Source organism: Magnetospirillum sp. XM-1 (assembly GCF_001511835.1).
GTDB lineage: Bacteria > Pseudomonadota > Alphaproteobacteria > Rhodospirillales > Magnetospirillaceae > Phaeospirillum.
The window spans coordinates 243795-256767 of the sequence record NZ_LN997848.1 but is presented as its reverse complement, the minus strand read 5'-3'; the positions used below and the strand labels follow the sequence as shown (position 1 = coordinate 256767).

At 67.3% G+C, this 12973-nt stretch carries 11 protein-coding genes; 5 read left to right on the top strand and 6 right to left on the bottom strand.

Annotated features, from left to right (window positions below; translation table 11 throughout):
* Positions 1–54 precede the first annotated feature (54 nt).
* The 4 genes from XM1_RS01270 to XM1_RS01255 all read right to left on the bottom strand — a co-directional run bounded on the left by XM1_RS01270 (position 55) and on the right by XM1_RS01255 (position 6552).
* Positions 55–1035 (bottom strand): MBL fold metallo-hydrolase, encoded by a 981-nt coding sequence (locus XM1_RS01270; protein WP_068428516.1) that lies wholly within the window; start codon positions 1033–1035, stop codon positions 55–57.
* A 90-nt stretch (positions 1036–1125) separates the two neighbouring features.
* Complete coding sequence (gene metH / locus XM1_RS01265) at positions 1126–4599, bottom strand: methionine synthase (protein WP_068428513.1); 3474 nt, start codon at positions 4597–4599, stop codon at positions 1126–1128.
* An 85-nt stretch (positions 4600–4684) separates the two neighbouring features.
* Complete coding sequence (gene metF / locus XM1_RS01260) at positions 4685–5581, bottom strand: methylenetetrahydrofolate reductase (protein WP_068428510.1); 897 nt, start codon at positions 5579–5581, stop codon at positions 4685–4687.
* Positions 5578–6552, bottom strand: a complete 975-nt coding sequence (locus XM1_RS01255) for a metalloregulator ArsR/SmtB family transcription factor (RefSeq protein ID WP_231920645.1) — start codon at positions 6550–6552, stop codon at positions 5578–5580. The genes metF and XM1_RS01255 overlap by 4 nt, the downstream gene beginning before the upstream one ends.
* 265 nt (positions 6553–6817) lie before the next feature.
* Between XM1_RS01255 and XM1_RS01250 the strand changes: the two genes are divergently transcribed.
* Both XM1_RS01250 and XM1_RS01245 read left to right on the top strand, forming a co-directional pair.
* Positions 6818–7630, top strand: a complete 813-nt coding sequence (locus tag XM1_RS01250) for a VacJ family lipoprotein (protein WP_068428507.1) — start codon at positions 6818–6820, stop codon at positions 7628–7630.
* A 23-nt stretch (positions 7631–7653) separates the two neighbouring features.
* A complete protein-coding gene (locus XM1_RS01245) occupies positions 7654–8283 on the top strand; it encodes a phospholipid-binding protein MlaC (RefSeq protein WP_068428504.1) in 630 nt (209 codons plus the stop codon).
* Between the two features lie 70 nt (positions 8284–8353).
* Here the strand turns inward: XM1_RS01245 and XM1_RS01240 are convergent, their stop codons facing one another.
* Entirely contained in the window at positions 8354–8659 is a 306-nt protein-coding gene (locus XM1_RS01240) for a 4a-hydroxytetrahydrobiopterin dehydratase (RefSeq protein WP_068428501.1), read from the bottom strand.
* A 94-nt stretch (positions 8660–8753) separates the two neighbouring features.
* Between XM1_RS01240 and XM1_RS01235 the strand changes: the two genes are divergently transcribed.
* The 3 genes from XM1_RS01235 to XM1_RS01225 are packed head-to-tail and all read left to right on the top strand — an operon-like array spanning position 8754 to position 12651.
* On the top strand, positions 8754–9149 hold the full coding sequence (locus tag XM1_RS01235) for a metallopeptidase family protein (protein ID WP_068428498.1): 396 nt from the start codon (positions 8754–8756) through the stop codon (positions 9147–9149).
* A complete protein-coding gene (locus tag XM1_RS01230; RefSeq protein ID WP_068428495.1) occupies positions 9146–11605 on the top strand; it encodes a Lon protease family protein in 2460 nt (819 codons plus the stop codon). The genes XM1_RS01235 and XM1_RS01230 overlap by 4 nt, the downstream gene beginning before the upstream one ends.
* Positions 11605–12651 carry an extracellular solute-binding protein gene (locus XM1_RS01225; RefSeq protein ID WP_068428492.1) on the top strand — a complete coding sequence of 349 codons (1047 nt, stop codon included), beginning with the start codon at positions 11605–11607 and terminating at the stop codon, positions 12649–12651. Before XM1_RS01230 ends, XM1_RS01225 begins: the two co-directional genes overlap by 1 nt.
* Here the strand turns inward: XM1_RS01225 and soxZ are convergent, their stop codons facing one another.
* Positions 12652–12972 carry a thiosulfate oxidation carrier complex protein SoxZ gene (gene soxZ, locus XM1_RS01220; protein WP_197603100.1) on the bottom strand — a complete coding sequence of 107 codons (321 nt, stop codon included), beginning with the start codon at positions 12970–12972 and terminating at the stop codon, positions 12652–12654.
* Position 12973 lies beyond the last annotated feature (1 nt).

Here is a 12973-nt window from a genome sequence, read left to right as displayed (position 1 = left end):
GTGCGGAGGGCGGGTCAACGGATTTAAGCGACCCGCCGCTCCCATCGTGTTTTCTCAGCGATCTTTGCGCAGCGGCGAGTATTCCAGCGGCACCCAGGCGAAGGCCTTGCCCTCGGCGCGCACATGGCCGATGCCGGGGAAGGGCAGATGGGCGCCGGCCACCCACAGCCTCTGCTTGGCCGCGTCGGCGAACACCTTCTTGCGGGTCTTCACCGCCTGGACCCTGTCGCTGTCGTATTCGAAGGCGACCTCGGGGTGGGCGAACTGCACCGCGTGGTTATGGACCAGATCGCCCAGCACCAGGAGGCTCTGGCCCTGGGAGGTCAGCAGGTAGGAGGTGTGGCCCGGCGTGTGGCCATTGGTGTCCACCGCCGCGATGCCGGCGGGCAGGCCCACCTGACCGCTGATGGCGTGCAGCTTGCCCGCCGCCTTGTAGGGCGCCACCGCGTCGCGGGCCATCTTGAAGAACACCCGGTTGGCTTCGGGCATCTTGGCGGCGACGGCCTCGTCCAGCCAGAAATCGGCCTCGGCCTTGGCGACCCAGATTTCGGCGTTGGGGAAGGCGGGCTTGCCGTCGGCCCCCAGCAATCCGGCGGCGTGGTCGGGATGCAGATGGGTCAGCAGCACCGCGTCTACCTGGGCGGGGTCGTAGCCGGCGGCGCGGATGTTGTCGGGAATGAAGCCCAGCGTCGGGCCGAAGGCCTTGGCGGTGCCCGCATCCACCAGCACCAGCCTGGTGCCGGTATGGACGAGATAGGCGTTGACCGCCGTCTGGATGCCCTTGCCGTAATCCACGAACATGCGCCGCAGCAGCTCTTCCGTGGTCTTGGCGCTGATGTTGAGCATCACCTTCTGGGGCAGGTCGATATAGCCGTCGTAGAGCGCGGTGACCTCGAAGCCGCCCAGCTTGAAGCGGTGCCAGCCGCCCACCTGATCGCCCTTCTGGGCGGGGGTTTCGGCGTGTGCCGGCAGGGCGGCGGCGAGAAGCAGGGCGGCGCCGGTTAGGGCTGCGCGGGCCAGGGACGCAAACGACATGGACCTCTCCCCAAAAGTGGTTTGGTCGCCATTCCAGCCCGAGGGGCGGGGGAGGTCAAAGGAATTTCCTTCACCTCCCCCGGACGGTGTTTACACGCTGAAGTACTTGGCCTGCGGATGGACGGTGACGATGGCCGAGGTGCTCTGCTCGGGCTCGAGCTGGAATTCCTCGGAGAGCGTCACGCCGATGCGCTCGGCGCCCAGCAGGGCCAGCAGCTGGGTCTGGTCCTCGACGCGCGGGCAGGCGGGATAGCCGAACGAGAAGCGCGAGCCGCGATAGTTCTGCTTCAACAGCTTGTCCATGTCGGCGGCGTCCTCGGCGGCGAAGCCCAGTTCCGAGCGGATGCGCTTGTGGACGTATTCCGCCATGGCCTCGGCCATCTCCACCGACAGGCCGTGCAGGTAGAGGTAGTCCTGGTACTTGTCGGCCTTGAACCAGTCCTGGGCCACCTCGGTGGCGCGCTTGCCCATGGTCACCACCTGCAGGCCGATGACGTCGCGGACCGGGTCGGACACGGGCCGGAAGAAGTCGGCGATGCACAGGCCCCCCTCCTTGGCCTGGCGCGGGAAGGGGAAGCGGGCGACCTCGGTCTTGCCGTCCTCGGCGAACAGCACCACGCAATCGCCGTCCGACGCCGCCTTCCAGTAGCCGTAGACCGCCTGGGGCCGCAGAATCTCTTCCTTGGCGCAGCGCTTGAGCATGTCCATGGCGATGGGGCGGATTTCCTTGTGCGCCCAGGTCTTGAACTCATCGAGGGACTTGCCCTGCTTCCGGTAGCCCCAGTGGAACTGGTAGAGCATGGTCTCGTTGAGGAAGGGGATCAGGTTCTGCAGATAGGTGGATTCGATCACCCGCGCCCCCCAGAACGGCGGCACGGGGGCGGGAACATCCTTGTGAAGTTCGGCGCGGCGCAAGTTGATCTCGTCCCAGTCCACCGGACGGGTGGCGGGCTGGGCCGCCTCGCCCAGGGTGCGGCTGGGAGAGCCGGGGCGGTGCGGATTGGCCGCCTTGGCCGCCACGTGGTCGTCGAAGGACTTGTCCGCCACCTTGGACATCAGGTCCAGGCCGTCGAAGGCGTCCCTGGCATAGGCCACCCGGCCCGAGCCGTAGGCCTTGACGCAATCCTCCTCCACGTATTTGCGGGTGAGCGCCGCACCGCCCAGCAGCACGGGCACGTCGAGACCGGCGGCGGTCATCTCTTCCAGATTCTCGCGCATGATCACCGTGGACTTGACCAGCAGGCCGGACATGCCGATGGCGTCGGCCTTGTGCTCCTTGGCGGCCTTGATGATCTCGGCCACCGGCTGCTTGATGCCGATGTTGATCACCTTGTAGCCGTTGTTGGTGAGGATGATGTCCACCAGGTTCTTGCCGATGTCGTGGACGTCGCCCTTCACCGTGGCCAGCACCATGGTGGCCTTCTGTTGGCCCTCGGCCTTTTCCATGTGGGGCTCGAGGAAGGCGACCGAGGCCTTCATGGTCTCGGCCGATTGCAGCACGAAGGGCAACTGCATCTTGCCCGAGCCGAACAGCTCGCCCACCACCTTCATGCCGTCCAGCAGCAGGGTGTTGATGATGTCCAAGGGCTTCCAGCCCTCGGCCATCACCTGGGCGAGGTCGTCCTCCAGCCCGGTGCGGTCGCCGTCGATGATGCGCTGCTTCAACCGATCCTCGGCCTTGGCCGGGCGTTCCTTCTTGACCTCGGCGGCCTTGCGGTCGCCGAACAGGGCGATGTAGCGGGACAGCGCCTGCGGATCGCGGTCGTAGATCAAATCCTCGGCGGCCTTGACCTCTTCCTCGGGCAGGGTGTGCAGCGGCACGATCTTGGAGACGTGGACGATGGCCCCGGTCATGCCGCGCTTGATGGCGTGGTCGATGAACACCGAGTTCAGCACCTGGCGTGCTGCGGGTTTGAGGCCGAACGAGACGTTGGACAGGCCCAGCACGATGCCGCATTCGGGCATCTCGCGGGTGATGGCCTCGATGGCGTCCAGGGTCTCCACCGCCAGCTTGCGGTCGTCCTCGTTGCCGGTGCAGATGGTGAAGGTCAGCGGGTCGAACAGCAGGTCGGAGGGGGCCAAGCCGTGCTTGTTCACCGCGAAGTCGTAAAGGCGCTTGGCGACGCGCAGCTTGGCGGCCGCGTCCTTGGCCATGCCGTCCTCGTCGATGGTGAGCGCCACCACGGCGGCGCCGAACTTGCGGGCCAGCTTCAGGCGGTCGGCGGCATCCTTCTCGCCGTTCTCGAAATTGATGGAATTGAGGATGGCCTTGCCGCCATAGAGCTTGAGGCCGGCTTCCAGCACCGGCAGTTCGGTGGAATCGATCACCAGCGGCGTGGTGACTGCGCCACGCAGACGGGTCACCACCTCGGTCATGTCGGCCACTTCGTTGCGGCCGACGAAGGCGGTGCAGACGTCCAGCGTATGGCTGCCCTCCTTGACCTGCTCGCGGGCGATGGCGGTGATGCCGTCCCAGTCCTCGGCATCCTGCAGGTCGCGGAACTTCTTCGAGCCGTTGGCGTTGCAGCGCTCGCCGATGGACAGGAAGGCGTTCTCCTGCTTAAGCGGCACCTGGGTGTAGAGCGACGCCACCGAGGGCACCCAATGGACGGAACGCTTCACCGGGCTGGGGCGCGAGCCGTTGCCGATGCGCTTCAGCATCTCGTTGGTGGCCGCGATGTGCGGCGGCGTGGTGCCGCAGCAGCCGCCCAGCAGATTGGCGCCGGCGGCGACGAAACGCTCGTGCCAGATGGCCAGCTCTTCAGGCAGCAGAGGATAGCGGGTCTGGCCGTCCACCAGTTCGGGCAGGCCGGCATTGGGCTGGATGGAGACGAAGCCGGTCCAGTTGTCGACCAGCCATTTGAAGTGCTCGCCCATCTCCTGCGGGCCGGCGGCGCAGTTCAGCCCCATCAGCGGCACGCCGAGCGACTGCACCACCGTGGCGGCGGCCGCGATGTCGGCGCCCACCAGCAGGGTGCCGGTGGTCTCCACCGTCACCTGGACGAAGACGGGGACGTCGGTGCCGGCGGCGGCGTTGGCGATCTTGCAGCCGTTGACGGCGGCCTTGATCTGCAGGGGGTCCTGGCAGGTCTCCACCAGGAAGGCCGACACGCCGCCGGCGATCTGGCCCGCCGCCTGGATGACGTAGGCGGCCTCCAACTCGTCATAGCCGATATGGCCCAGGCTCGGCAGTTTGGTGCCCGGCCCGATGGCGCCCAGCACGAAGCGCGTGCGGCCGTCACCCTTGAAACGCTCGGCCGCTTCCCAGGCCAGCTCGATGGCGGCCTGGTTCAACTCGTGCGCCCGCTCGGCGATGCCGAACTCGGCCAGCGTGATGGGCGAGGCGCCGAAGGTGTCGGCCTCCACCATGTCGGCGCCGGCCTCGAAATAGCGCTCGTGGATGGAGCGGATCACGTCGGGGCGTGACTTGACCAGGATCTCGGTGCAGTTCTCGAGGCCCAGGAAATCCTTCTCCACGTTGAGGTTCATGGCCTGCACCAGGGCCCCGGTGCCGCCGTCGCAGAGAAGAACGCGGCTTGAGAGATGGTCGAGAATGTTGGTCATCGGTCGTTCCTTTGAAGCCGTCATGCCCGGACTTGATCCGGGCATCCATGGATCGCCGGGTCAAGCCCGGCGATGACGAGAAAAATTAGTCGGCCGCCTTCGGCCGAACGCCCAGGATGTGGCTGATGGCATAGGCGAGGTCGGCGCGGTTCAGCGTGTAGAAGTGGAACTGCTCCACCCCCTCGGCGGCGAGGATCCGGCATTGCTCGGCGGCCATGGTGGCGGCCACCAGGCGCCGCGTCTCGGGATCGTCGTCCAGGCCCTGGAACAGATCGGCCATCCAGCCGGGAATGCTGGCGCCGCAGGCGGCCGAGAATTTCTGCACCTGGGCGAAATTGGTCACCGGCAGGATGCCGGGCAGGATGGGCACGGAGATGCCGGCCTTGGCCGCCTTCTCGCGGAAGGCCAGGAACACCGCCGGATCGAAGAAATACTGGCTGATGGCCCGGTTGGCGCCCGCGTCGACCTTGCGCTTCAGGTTGTCGAGATCGAACTGTGCCGAGGGGGCGTCGGGGTGCTTCTCGGGGTAGGCGGCCACCGAGATCTCGAAATCGGCGATGCGCTTCAAGCCTTCCACCAGATCGGCGGCGTAGGCGTAGCCCTGGGGATGGGCGACATAGGCCTGGCCGTCGGGCATGTCGCCCCGAAGAGCCACGATATGGCGGATGCCCTCGTCCCAGTAGCGCCGGGCGATGTCGTCCACCTCGCCCTTGGCATGGCCGACGCAGGTCAGATGGGCGGCGGGCTTCAATGCCGTCTCGCGGGCGATGCGCACCACGGTCTCGTGGGTGCGTTCGCGCGTGGTGCCGCCGGCGCCATAGGTCACCGAGACGAACTGGGGGGCCAGCGGAGCCAGCCGCTCGATGCATTCCCACAGCGATTGCTGCATCTTGTCGGTCTTGGGCGGAAAGAACTCGAACGAGACGCTGACCGGCTTGCGGCTGGCGGCGGCGATGGGCAGCTCGGAACGGGGGAGACTCAACGGATCGCTCCTGTGGACTTGGTGTGCAAATGGGGTTTGTCGGCGGTCCAGACCACCACGGTCAAGGGCTTGCCGGGCAGGCGGGAGACGGGACCCGGCTCCAGTCCGGCGACCCTGAGCCAGCCTTCCACCTCGGCATCCTCGAAGCCGAGGCGGCGGTGGGCGTGCTGGTCGCGCAAGGCCTCCTCGCCATGGGGGGCGAAGTCGACCAGGGCCAGCCTGCCGCCGGGCTCCAGCACCCGGGCGGCCTCGGCCACCAGGGCGGCGGGGTCGGTGGCGTAGTGCAGCACCTGATGGATGGTCACCGCGTCGGCGGCTGCGGCGGGCAGGGGCAGCTGGGCGATGTCGCCCTGGCGCACCATGCAATTGCTCAAGGAGAGGCGTTCCAGATTGGTGCGGGCCACCGAAAGCATTTCGCGCGAAAGGTCGATGCCGACGGCGCGCTCCACATGGGGGCCGAGGACTTCCAGCACGCGACCGGTGCCGGTGCCCATGTCCACCAGATCATGGATTCTCCGCCCGGCGAAGACGGCCAGCAGGGCCTTTTCCACCTCGGCCTCGTCCACCTGAAGCGAGCGGATCTCGTTCCAGCGCGACGCGTTGTCGCGGAAATAGGCCTGGGCCCGGTCGGCGCGCACGGCGCGGATGGCCGACAGCCGCTGCTCGTCCAGCGCCAGGGTCTGGTCGCCCTCGGGCAGCAGTTCCAGAAGGCGCCGCGCCACCGCCCCGCCGCGCCCCTTGGCCGCCAGGCGGTAGAACACCCAGGCGCCCTCGGGGAAACGGTCGAGCAGCCCGGCCTCGCACATCAGCTTCAGGTGGCGCGACACGCGCGGCTGGCTCTGGCCCAGGATCTGGGTGATCTCGGTGACGGTCAGTTCGCCCTGGGCGAGCAGGTGCAGCAGTCGAAGCCTGGTCGGCTCGGCGGCGGCGCGCAATCCCGTCAGCAAGGTGTCCACCACAGGGGCTCCCATTGTCATCTCGAAAACATATAAACATATCTTTATGCGGATATGAAGTGCTGAATGTCCCCGGCGGCAGCATGGGCATAAGGTGTTTGCTCCATGATGCGCAATTGCCACAGGAAGCCGAGTCAGGAGCGTGATTTTCCCTTTCCCCTCTAGCCATTAGGTCGGGACTATGATACCTCGGAATATTGGGGGCGAGGGGCTCCCGACAATGGGCGGCGCCCCGGCGCGCCCATATCCCTGAGACCGAAGGTACAGAAGGTACGCAGCCATGAACGCCTCGCGCCGGACCATCGCCCGCCTCGTCGCCCCCGTGCTTGCTCTGGCACTGGTGGCTGGCTGCGCCACGCCGCCCCCGGCCGACGACAAGGAAGCCGTCGCCGAATGGGAGCAGGTCAACGACCCGCTGGAGCCCATGAACCGGGCGATCTTCGACTTCAACCGCGCCGCCGACAAATACGCCATCAAGCCGGCCGCCGAGGGCTATCGCGCCGTGATGCCGAAATTCGGGCGCGAGCGCGTGCACAACATCCTGAGCAACCTGAACAGCCCGTTGACCTTCGCCAACGACGTGCTGCAGGGCGAGACGGACCGCGCGGTGCAGACCTTCTTCCGCGCCATGCTCAACAGCACCTTCGGCCTGGCCGGCTTCATCGACATCGCCACCCCGGCGGGCATCCCCCCGCACGAGGAAGACCTGGGCCAGACCCTGGCGGTGTGGGGCGTGGGCGAAGGCCCCTTCCTGATGCTGCCCATCTTCGGGCCGTCCAATCCCCGCGACACCGCCGGTCTGGTGGCCGAGATCTTCGCCGATCCCTTCGACCTGGCCATGGCCAATATCGGCAAGGAATACATCTCCTATACCCGCATGGGCATGACCGGCCTGGACAAGCGCGAGGCGCTGATCGACACTTTGGACGAGATCGAGCGGACGTCGCTGGACTACTATGCCTCGCTGCGCTCGCTCTATCGCCAGCATCGCGCCTCCGAGATCAAGAACGGCCGCGGCGGCGGAGAGAAGATCCCGGCTCCGGGGCTGTCGGGCACCTCCAAGTCCGAAGAGCTTTCCCAGTCGGCGCAGTGACAATCCATAGGCCGGACAAAACAATGATTTCCCGTCGTTTCCTTCTCGCCGTGCTGGCAGGGCTGTTTCTCGGCCTCGCCTTCAATCCCATTGCCGCCGCCGAGGCCGACCCCAAGGTCTTCGTCTCCCAACTGGCCGGCAAGGCCATGGAGACCATGACCGCCAAGGGAATATCCGATGTCGAGCGCAATCAGCGCTTCCGCACCCAGTTCACCACCGACGTCGACTTGCCTGAGATCGGCAAGTTCGTGCTGGGCCGCCACTGGCGCGCCGCCACCCCGGAGCAGCAGCAGGAATTCCTGAGGGCCTTCGAGGACATCGTGGTGCTGACCTGGGCGACCCGCTTCAAGGATTACGGCGGCGACCTGCGCCATGTGGTGACCGGCGCCGTCTCCGATGGCGAGCGCGCCATCGTCGTCGAGTCCAAGGTGGAGCGCGACCACCAGAGCCCGATCAATCTGCAGTGGAAGCTGCGGAAGGGCGAGGCCGACCTTCGCGTCGTCGACCTGGTGGTCGAGGGCGCCTCCATGGCCATCACCTACCGCAACGAATATTCGTCGGTGATCCAGGCCAATGGCGGCAAGATCGACGGGCTGTTGGGCGCCATGCGCACCAAGGTCGCCGAACTGCAGGCGAACAGCAAGGCCAACTGAGCCCTGCGGGAACGACGCTGATCGCCAAGGCCGGGGCCATGTCCCGGCCTTTCGCGTTCAAGGCGTCGCTTCAGCCCGGTTTGGCCCCGCCCGCCGCCGCGTCGATGGCCCGGGCCAGGTCGATGTCCTTGCGCGTCACGCCGCCGGCATCGTGGGTGGACAAGGTGATGTCGACCCGATTCCAGACATTGAACCATTCGGGATGGTGATTCATCTTCTCGGCGGCCAGGGCCACCCGGGCCATGAAGCCGAAGGCTTCGCCGAAATCGGCGAAGCGCAGGGTGCGCCGGATGGCGTCGCGCCCCTCCGCCTCGCTCCAGCCGCTCAGTTCCGCCAGGGCGCGGGCCCTGTCGTCCGCCGTCAGTTTCGCGCTCATCGAGGCACCTCGCCGGAAGTCTGTCTCAGAGAGTGGGGACCCCTGGTGCGGGCCGCAAGGACAGGGTAGATTCTTAAAGATCATGAGCAGAGTGATGCCCCACCACAGCACCCCACCCGGCCTGGCCGACCTGGAGACCATCGCCCAGGCCGCCTTCGCCGACATTCCCGAGGAATTGCGCCGCTACGCCGCCGACGTGGTGATCCGCGTCGATGACTTCCCCGACGAGGAGGTGGAGCGCGAGATGGACCTGGAAAGCCCCTTCGACCTGCTGGGGCTGTATCGCGGATCGGCCATGGACATCCACGCCTTCGGCGGCGCGCCGGGCGACGTGGACATGATCTTCCTCTATCGCCGGCCCATCCTGGACTATTGGTGCGAGACGGGCGAGGACCTGTCCACCCTGGTCAAGCACGTGCTGATTCACGAGATCGGTCATCATTTCGGCCTGTCCGACGACGACATGCAGCGCATCGAGGATGAAGCGTGAGTAAACGCAAGCCTGCCGCCCACCCCGTTCCGTTGTCGCCCGAAGCCCTTTACCGGGTGTGCGACCCGGCGCTCTTCGACTTCGCCACCACCGCCGACCTGCCCGACGAGGCTGACGAGCCCGGGCCGGCACTGGGCCAGGACCGCGCCGTCGAGGCGATCCGCTTCGCCATCGGCATGCGCCATCGCGGCTTCAACCTGTTCGCCCTGGGCGAGGAGGGAACCGGGCGGCGCAACTTGATCCTCGGACATCTGCGCGAGGCCGCCGCCGCCCGTCCGCCCTCCGACGACTGGGGCTATGTGGAGAATTTCGCCGAGGCCGCCCGGCCGCGGGCGCTGCGCCTGCCCGCCGGGCGGGCCCGGGCGCTGGAGCGCGACATGGCCCATCTGGTGGAAGAGCTGGGCCACGCCCTGCCGGCCGCCTTCGAGGCCGAGGAGTACCGGGCGCGCCGCCAGATGGTGGAGACCGAAGCCAAGCAGCAGCGGGAAGAGGCCTTTTCCGCCATCCAGCAAGACGCCGAAGCCCACGGCATCGCCCTGATCCGCACCCCCATGGGGCTGGGTCTGGCGCCGTCCAAGGGCGACGAGGTGCTGCCGCCCGACGAGTTCAAGCAATTGCCGGACGAGGTCCAGACCCGGCTGCGGGCCGAGATGGAGCGGCTGCAGGAGCGCCTGGAATCCACCATCAAGCAGGTGCCGCGCTGGGAGCGTGACACGCGGACCCGTCTGCGTGAGCTGGAGCGCGAGGCCGTCGGCCACGCCATCGCCCATCTGATGGACGACCTCAAGGGCGACTGGGCCGACCTGCCCGAGGTGCTGGCCTATCTCGACGAGGTGGCCGGCGACGTGGCGCTCAACGCCCAGGATTTCCTGCCCGAAGCCGATGACGCGGAACGCCGGGAAGGTCGCCCGCGCGGCCCCGACGGCCGTTTCCGCAAATACCGGGTCAACGTCCTGGTCTGCCGCGAGGGCGAGACCGGCGCGCCGGTGGTGATGGAAACCTATCCCACCCAGCCCAACATCATCGGCCGGGTGGAGCACATCGCCCAGTACGGCACCCTGATCACCGATTTCAACCTGATCAAGGCGGGCAGCCTGCATCGGGCCAATGGCGGCTATCTGGTGCTGGACGCGCTGAAGCTGCTGATGCATCCCTTCGCCTGGGAGGATCTGAAGCGGGCGCTTCGGGATCGCGAGATCCGCATCGAATCCCCGGGCCAGGCCATGGGCCTGATCAGCACCCTGTCGCTGGAGCCCCAGCCCATTCCCTTGGACGTGAAGGTGGTGCTGGTCGGCGACCCCATGCTGTACTACCTGCTCAGCCACAACGACCCGGAATTCAGCGAGCTGTTCAAGGTCTCGGCGGATTTCGACTGGCGCATGGACAGAAGCGAGGCCAATACCGTCCTGCTGGCCCGCTCGGTGGCCGGACTTGCCCGCAAGGAGGGCTTAAGGCCGCTCGAACGCGGCGCCGTGGCCCGCATCGTCGAGCAGGCCTCGCGCGAGGTGGGCGATTCCTCGCGGCTGTCCACCCACATGGCCAGCCTGGCCGATCTGGTGCGCGAGGCCGATTACTGGGCAGGCGAGGATGGCGCCGCCCACGTGTCCGCCGCCCATGTGGCCCGCGCGGTGGCGGCCTCGGTGCGCCGCCTGGACCGGGTGCGCGACAACGTCCAGGAGGAAATGCTGGCCGGCACCGTCCACATCAATACCGAGGGCGAGGCGGTGGGCCAGATCAACGGTCTGGCGGTGCTTGAGCTGGGACGCTTCTCCTTCGGCCGTCCCACCCGCGTGACGGCCAGGGTGCGCTTCGGCAAGGGCGACGTGGTGGATATCGAGCGCGAGGTCCAGCTGGGCGGCCCCATCCATGGCAAGGGGGTGATGATCCTGTCGTCCTATCTGGCGTCGCGCTATGCCACCGAGTTGCCCATGGCGCTGTCGGCCACCCTGGTGTTCGAGCAATCCTACGGTGGCATCGAAGGCGATTCGGCCTCGTCCACCGAGCTTTACGCCCTGTTGTCGGCCCTGGCCGACCTGCCCATCCGCCAGAATCTGGCGGTGACCGGCTCCATCGACCAGTTCGGGCGCATCCAGGCCATCGGCGGGGTCAACGAGAAGATCGAGGGCTTCTTCGACCTGTGCCGGGCCAGGGGGCTGGACGGCAGCCACGGCGTGCTGATTCCCGCCGCCAATGTTCGGCACCTGATGCTGCGCGAGGACGTGGTCGAGGCCGCCAGGGCCGGCCTGTTCTCCGTCTATCCGGTGGAAACCGTCGACCAGGGCATGACGCTGCTGACCGGGGTGCCGGCCGGCGAACGCGACGCCGACGGCAAGTTTCCGACCGGCTCCATCAACCGAAGGGTCGCGGCCCGCCTGGGCGCCTTCATGCGCCGCGCCGAGGACCTGGCGTTGCCGCGGCCGCCCGTCGGCATGGGGCGCAACGGGAACGGCGGGTGATGCGAGCCCGGGCGCTCCTGCTCGCCGTTCTGCTCCTGGTGGCGGCCACCGGGGCCATGGCCAGCGAGTTGCGGGTTCTGACCCGGTCGTCCTATCTGTCGCCCGAATTGCTGCGCAAGTTCGAACGCGAAACCGGAATCAGCGTGGCGCTCACCGTGGTGGCCGACCACGATCAGGTGAGCAGCCGCCTGCAGGGCGGCCGCTCGGGCTTCGACATCGCCTTCTTTCCCGATTACCACGTGGGCGGGCTGATCGGGGGCGGGCTGATCGAGCGGGTGCTGGCCGACCGCCTGAACGGCTTCTGGAACGTCGAGGACCCCTGGCGGTCGCGCTCGTTCGATCCGCGCAACGAGTACACCATTCCCCATCAGTGGGGGACCACCGCCTTCGCGGTGGACACCTCCATCCATCGCGGCGACATCGATTCGCTGCGTCTGCTGTTCGAGCCGCCGCCCGAGGTGGACGGCCGCATCGCCCTGCTGGACGAGGGCGACATGGTCCAGCTGGCGCTGATCTATGCGGGCGAGGCGCGCTGCGCCGACGACGAGGGCAAGCTGGAAAAGGCCGCCCGCCTGCTCGAGCCGCTGCTGGCCCGCAACCGGCTGGTGCCCGCCGAGAAGGCGATGGCGGCCCTGGCGGACCCATCCATCGTGCTAGCGGTGTCATGGAACGGCGACGCCATGCGGGCGCGGGAAAAGCGCCCCAGCCTGGCCTATGCCTATCCGCGCGAAGGCAATCTGGTGTGGACCGACGTGGTGGTGGTGCCGAAAAATCCTCCCAACCGCGCCAACGCCATGAAGTTCCTGACCTTCATGCTGAAGCCCGAGAACGCCGCCCTGGATTCGAATTTCAACGGCTATGCCAACATGATCCGCGGCAGCGAGAAATTCCTGGCGCCGACCGTGCTCGGCGCGCCCGAAATGGTGGCGCCCTGGCCGGCCAAGGTGGGGTTCCTGCCGTCCTGCCCGGACGTGATCCAGCGCCGGCACGAAGCCGTCTGGGCGGAGATCAAGGCGCGGGCGCGTCCGTCTTCCGCCCGGCGGTGATCACTTCACCGTCAGCGGCCGCGACAGGGTGTAGCGGCTGCCGTCGTCGTCGAACCAGGTGAAGTCCAGGGCGCCGCTTTCGGCTGCGGTGATGAAGAAGCTCAATCCCGGATTGGCCGAGATGCCCGGATGAAGGTCGGCCGCGAACACGATGCGGCCGTTGAGCGCGCAGGTGAAGCGGTTGATGATCCGGCGCGGCAGCAGCACGCCGTTCATGTCCTTGCGCTGTCCCGATTCCATGTCGTGGTCGATCAGGGTCTTGATCTCGATGATCTCGCCCTTGGCGGCGCTTTCGGGGAATTTGACCTTGGGGGTGGGCATG

Excerpts from the sequence above, each read along its gene's own strand:
- soxZ (WP_197603100.1), bottom strand. The coding sequence starts at position 12,972 with ATGCCCACCCCCAAGGTCAAATTCCCCGAAAGCGCCGCCAAGGGCGAG.
- XM1_RS01225 (WP_068428492.1), top strand. The coding sequence starts at position 11,605 with ATGCGAGCCCGGGCGCTCCTGCTCGCCGTTCTGCTCCTGGTGGCGGCC.
- metH (WP_068428513.1), bottom strand. The coding sequence starts at position 4,599 with ATGACCAACATTCTCGACCATCTCTCAAGCCGCGTTCTTCTCTGCGAC.
- XM1_RS01235 (WP_068428498.1), top strand. The coding sequence starts at position 8,754 with ATGCCCCACCACAGCACCCCACCCGGCCTGGCCGACCTGGAGACCATC.
- XM1_RS01270 (WP_068428516.1), bottom strand. The coding sequence starts at position 1,035 with ATGTCGTTTGCGTCCCTGGCCCGCGCAGCCCTAACCGGCGCCGCCCTG.
- XM1_RS01255 (WP_231920645.1), bottom strand. The coding sequence starts at position 6,552 with ATGGGAGCCCCTGTGGTGGACACCTTGCTGACGGGATTGCGCGCCGCC.
- XM1_RS01250 (WP_068428507.1), top strand. The coding sequence starts at position 6,818 with ATGAACGCCTCGCGCCGGACCATCGCCCGCCTCGTCGCCCCCGTGCTT.
- XM1_RS01245 (WP_068428504.1), top strand. The coding sequence starts at position 7,654 with ATGATTTCCCGTCGTTTCCTTCTCGCCGTGCTGGCAGGGCTGTTTCTC.
- XM1_RS01240 (WP_068428501.1), bottom strand. The coding sequence starts at position 8,659 with ATGAGCGCGAAACTGACGGCGGACGACAGGGCCCGCGCCCTGGCGGAA.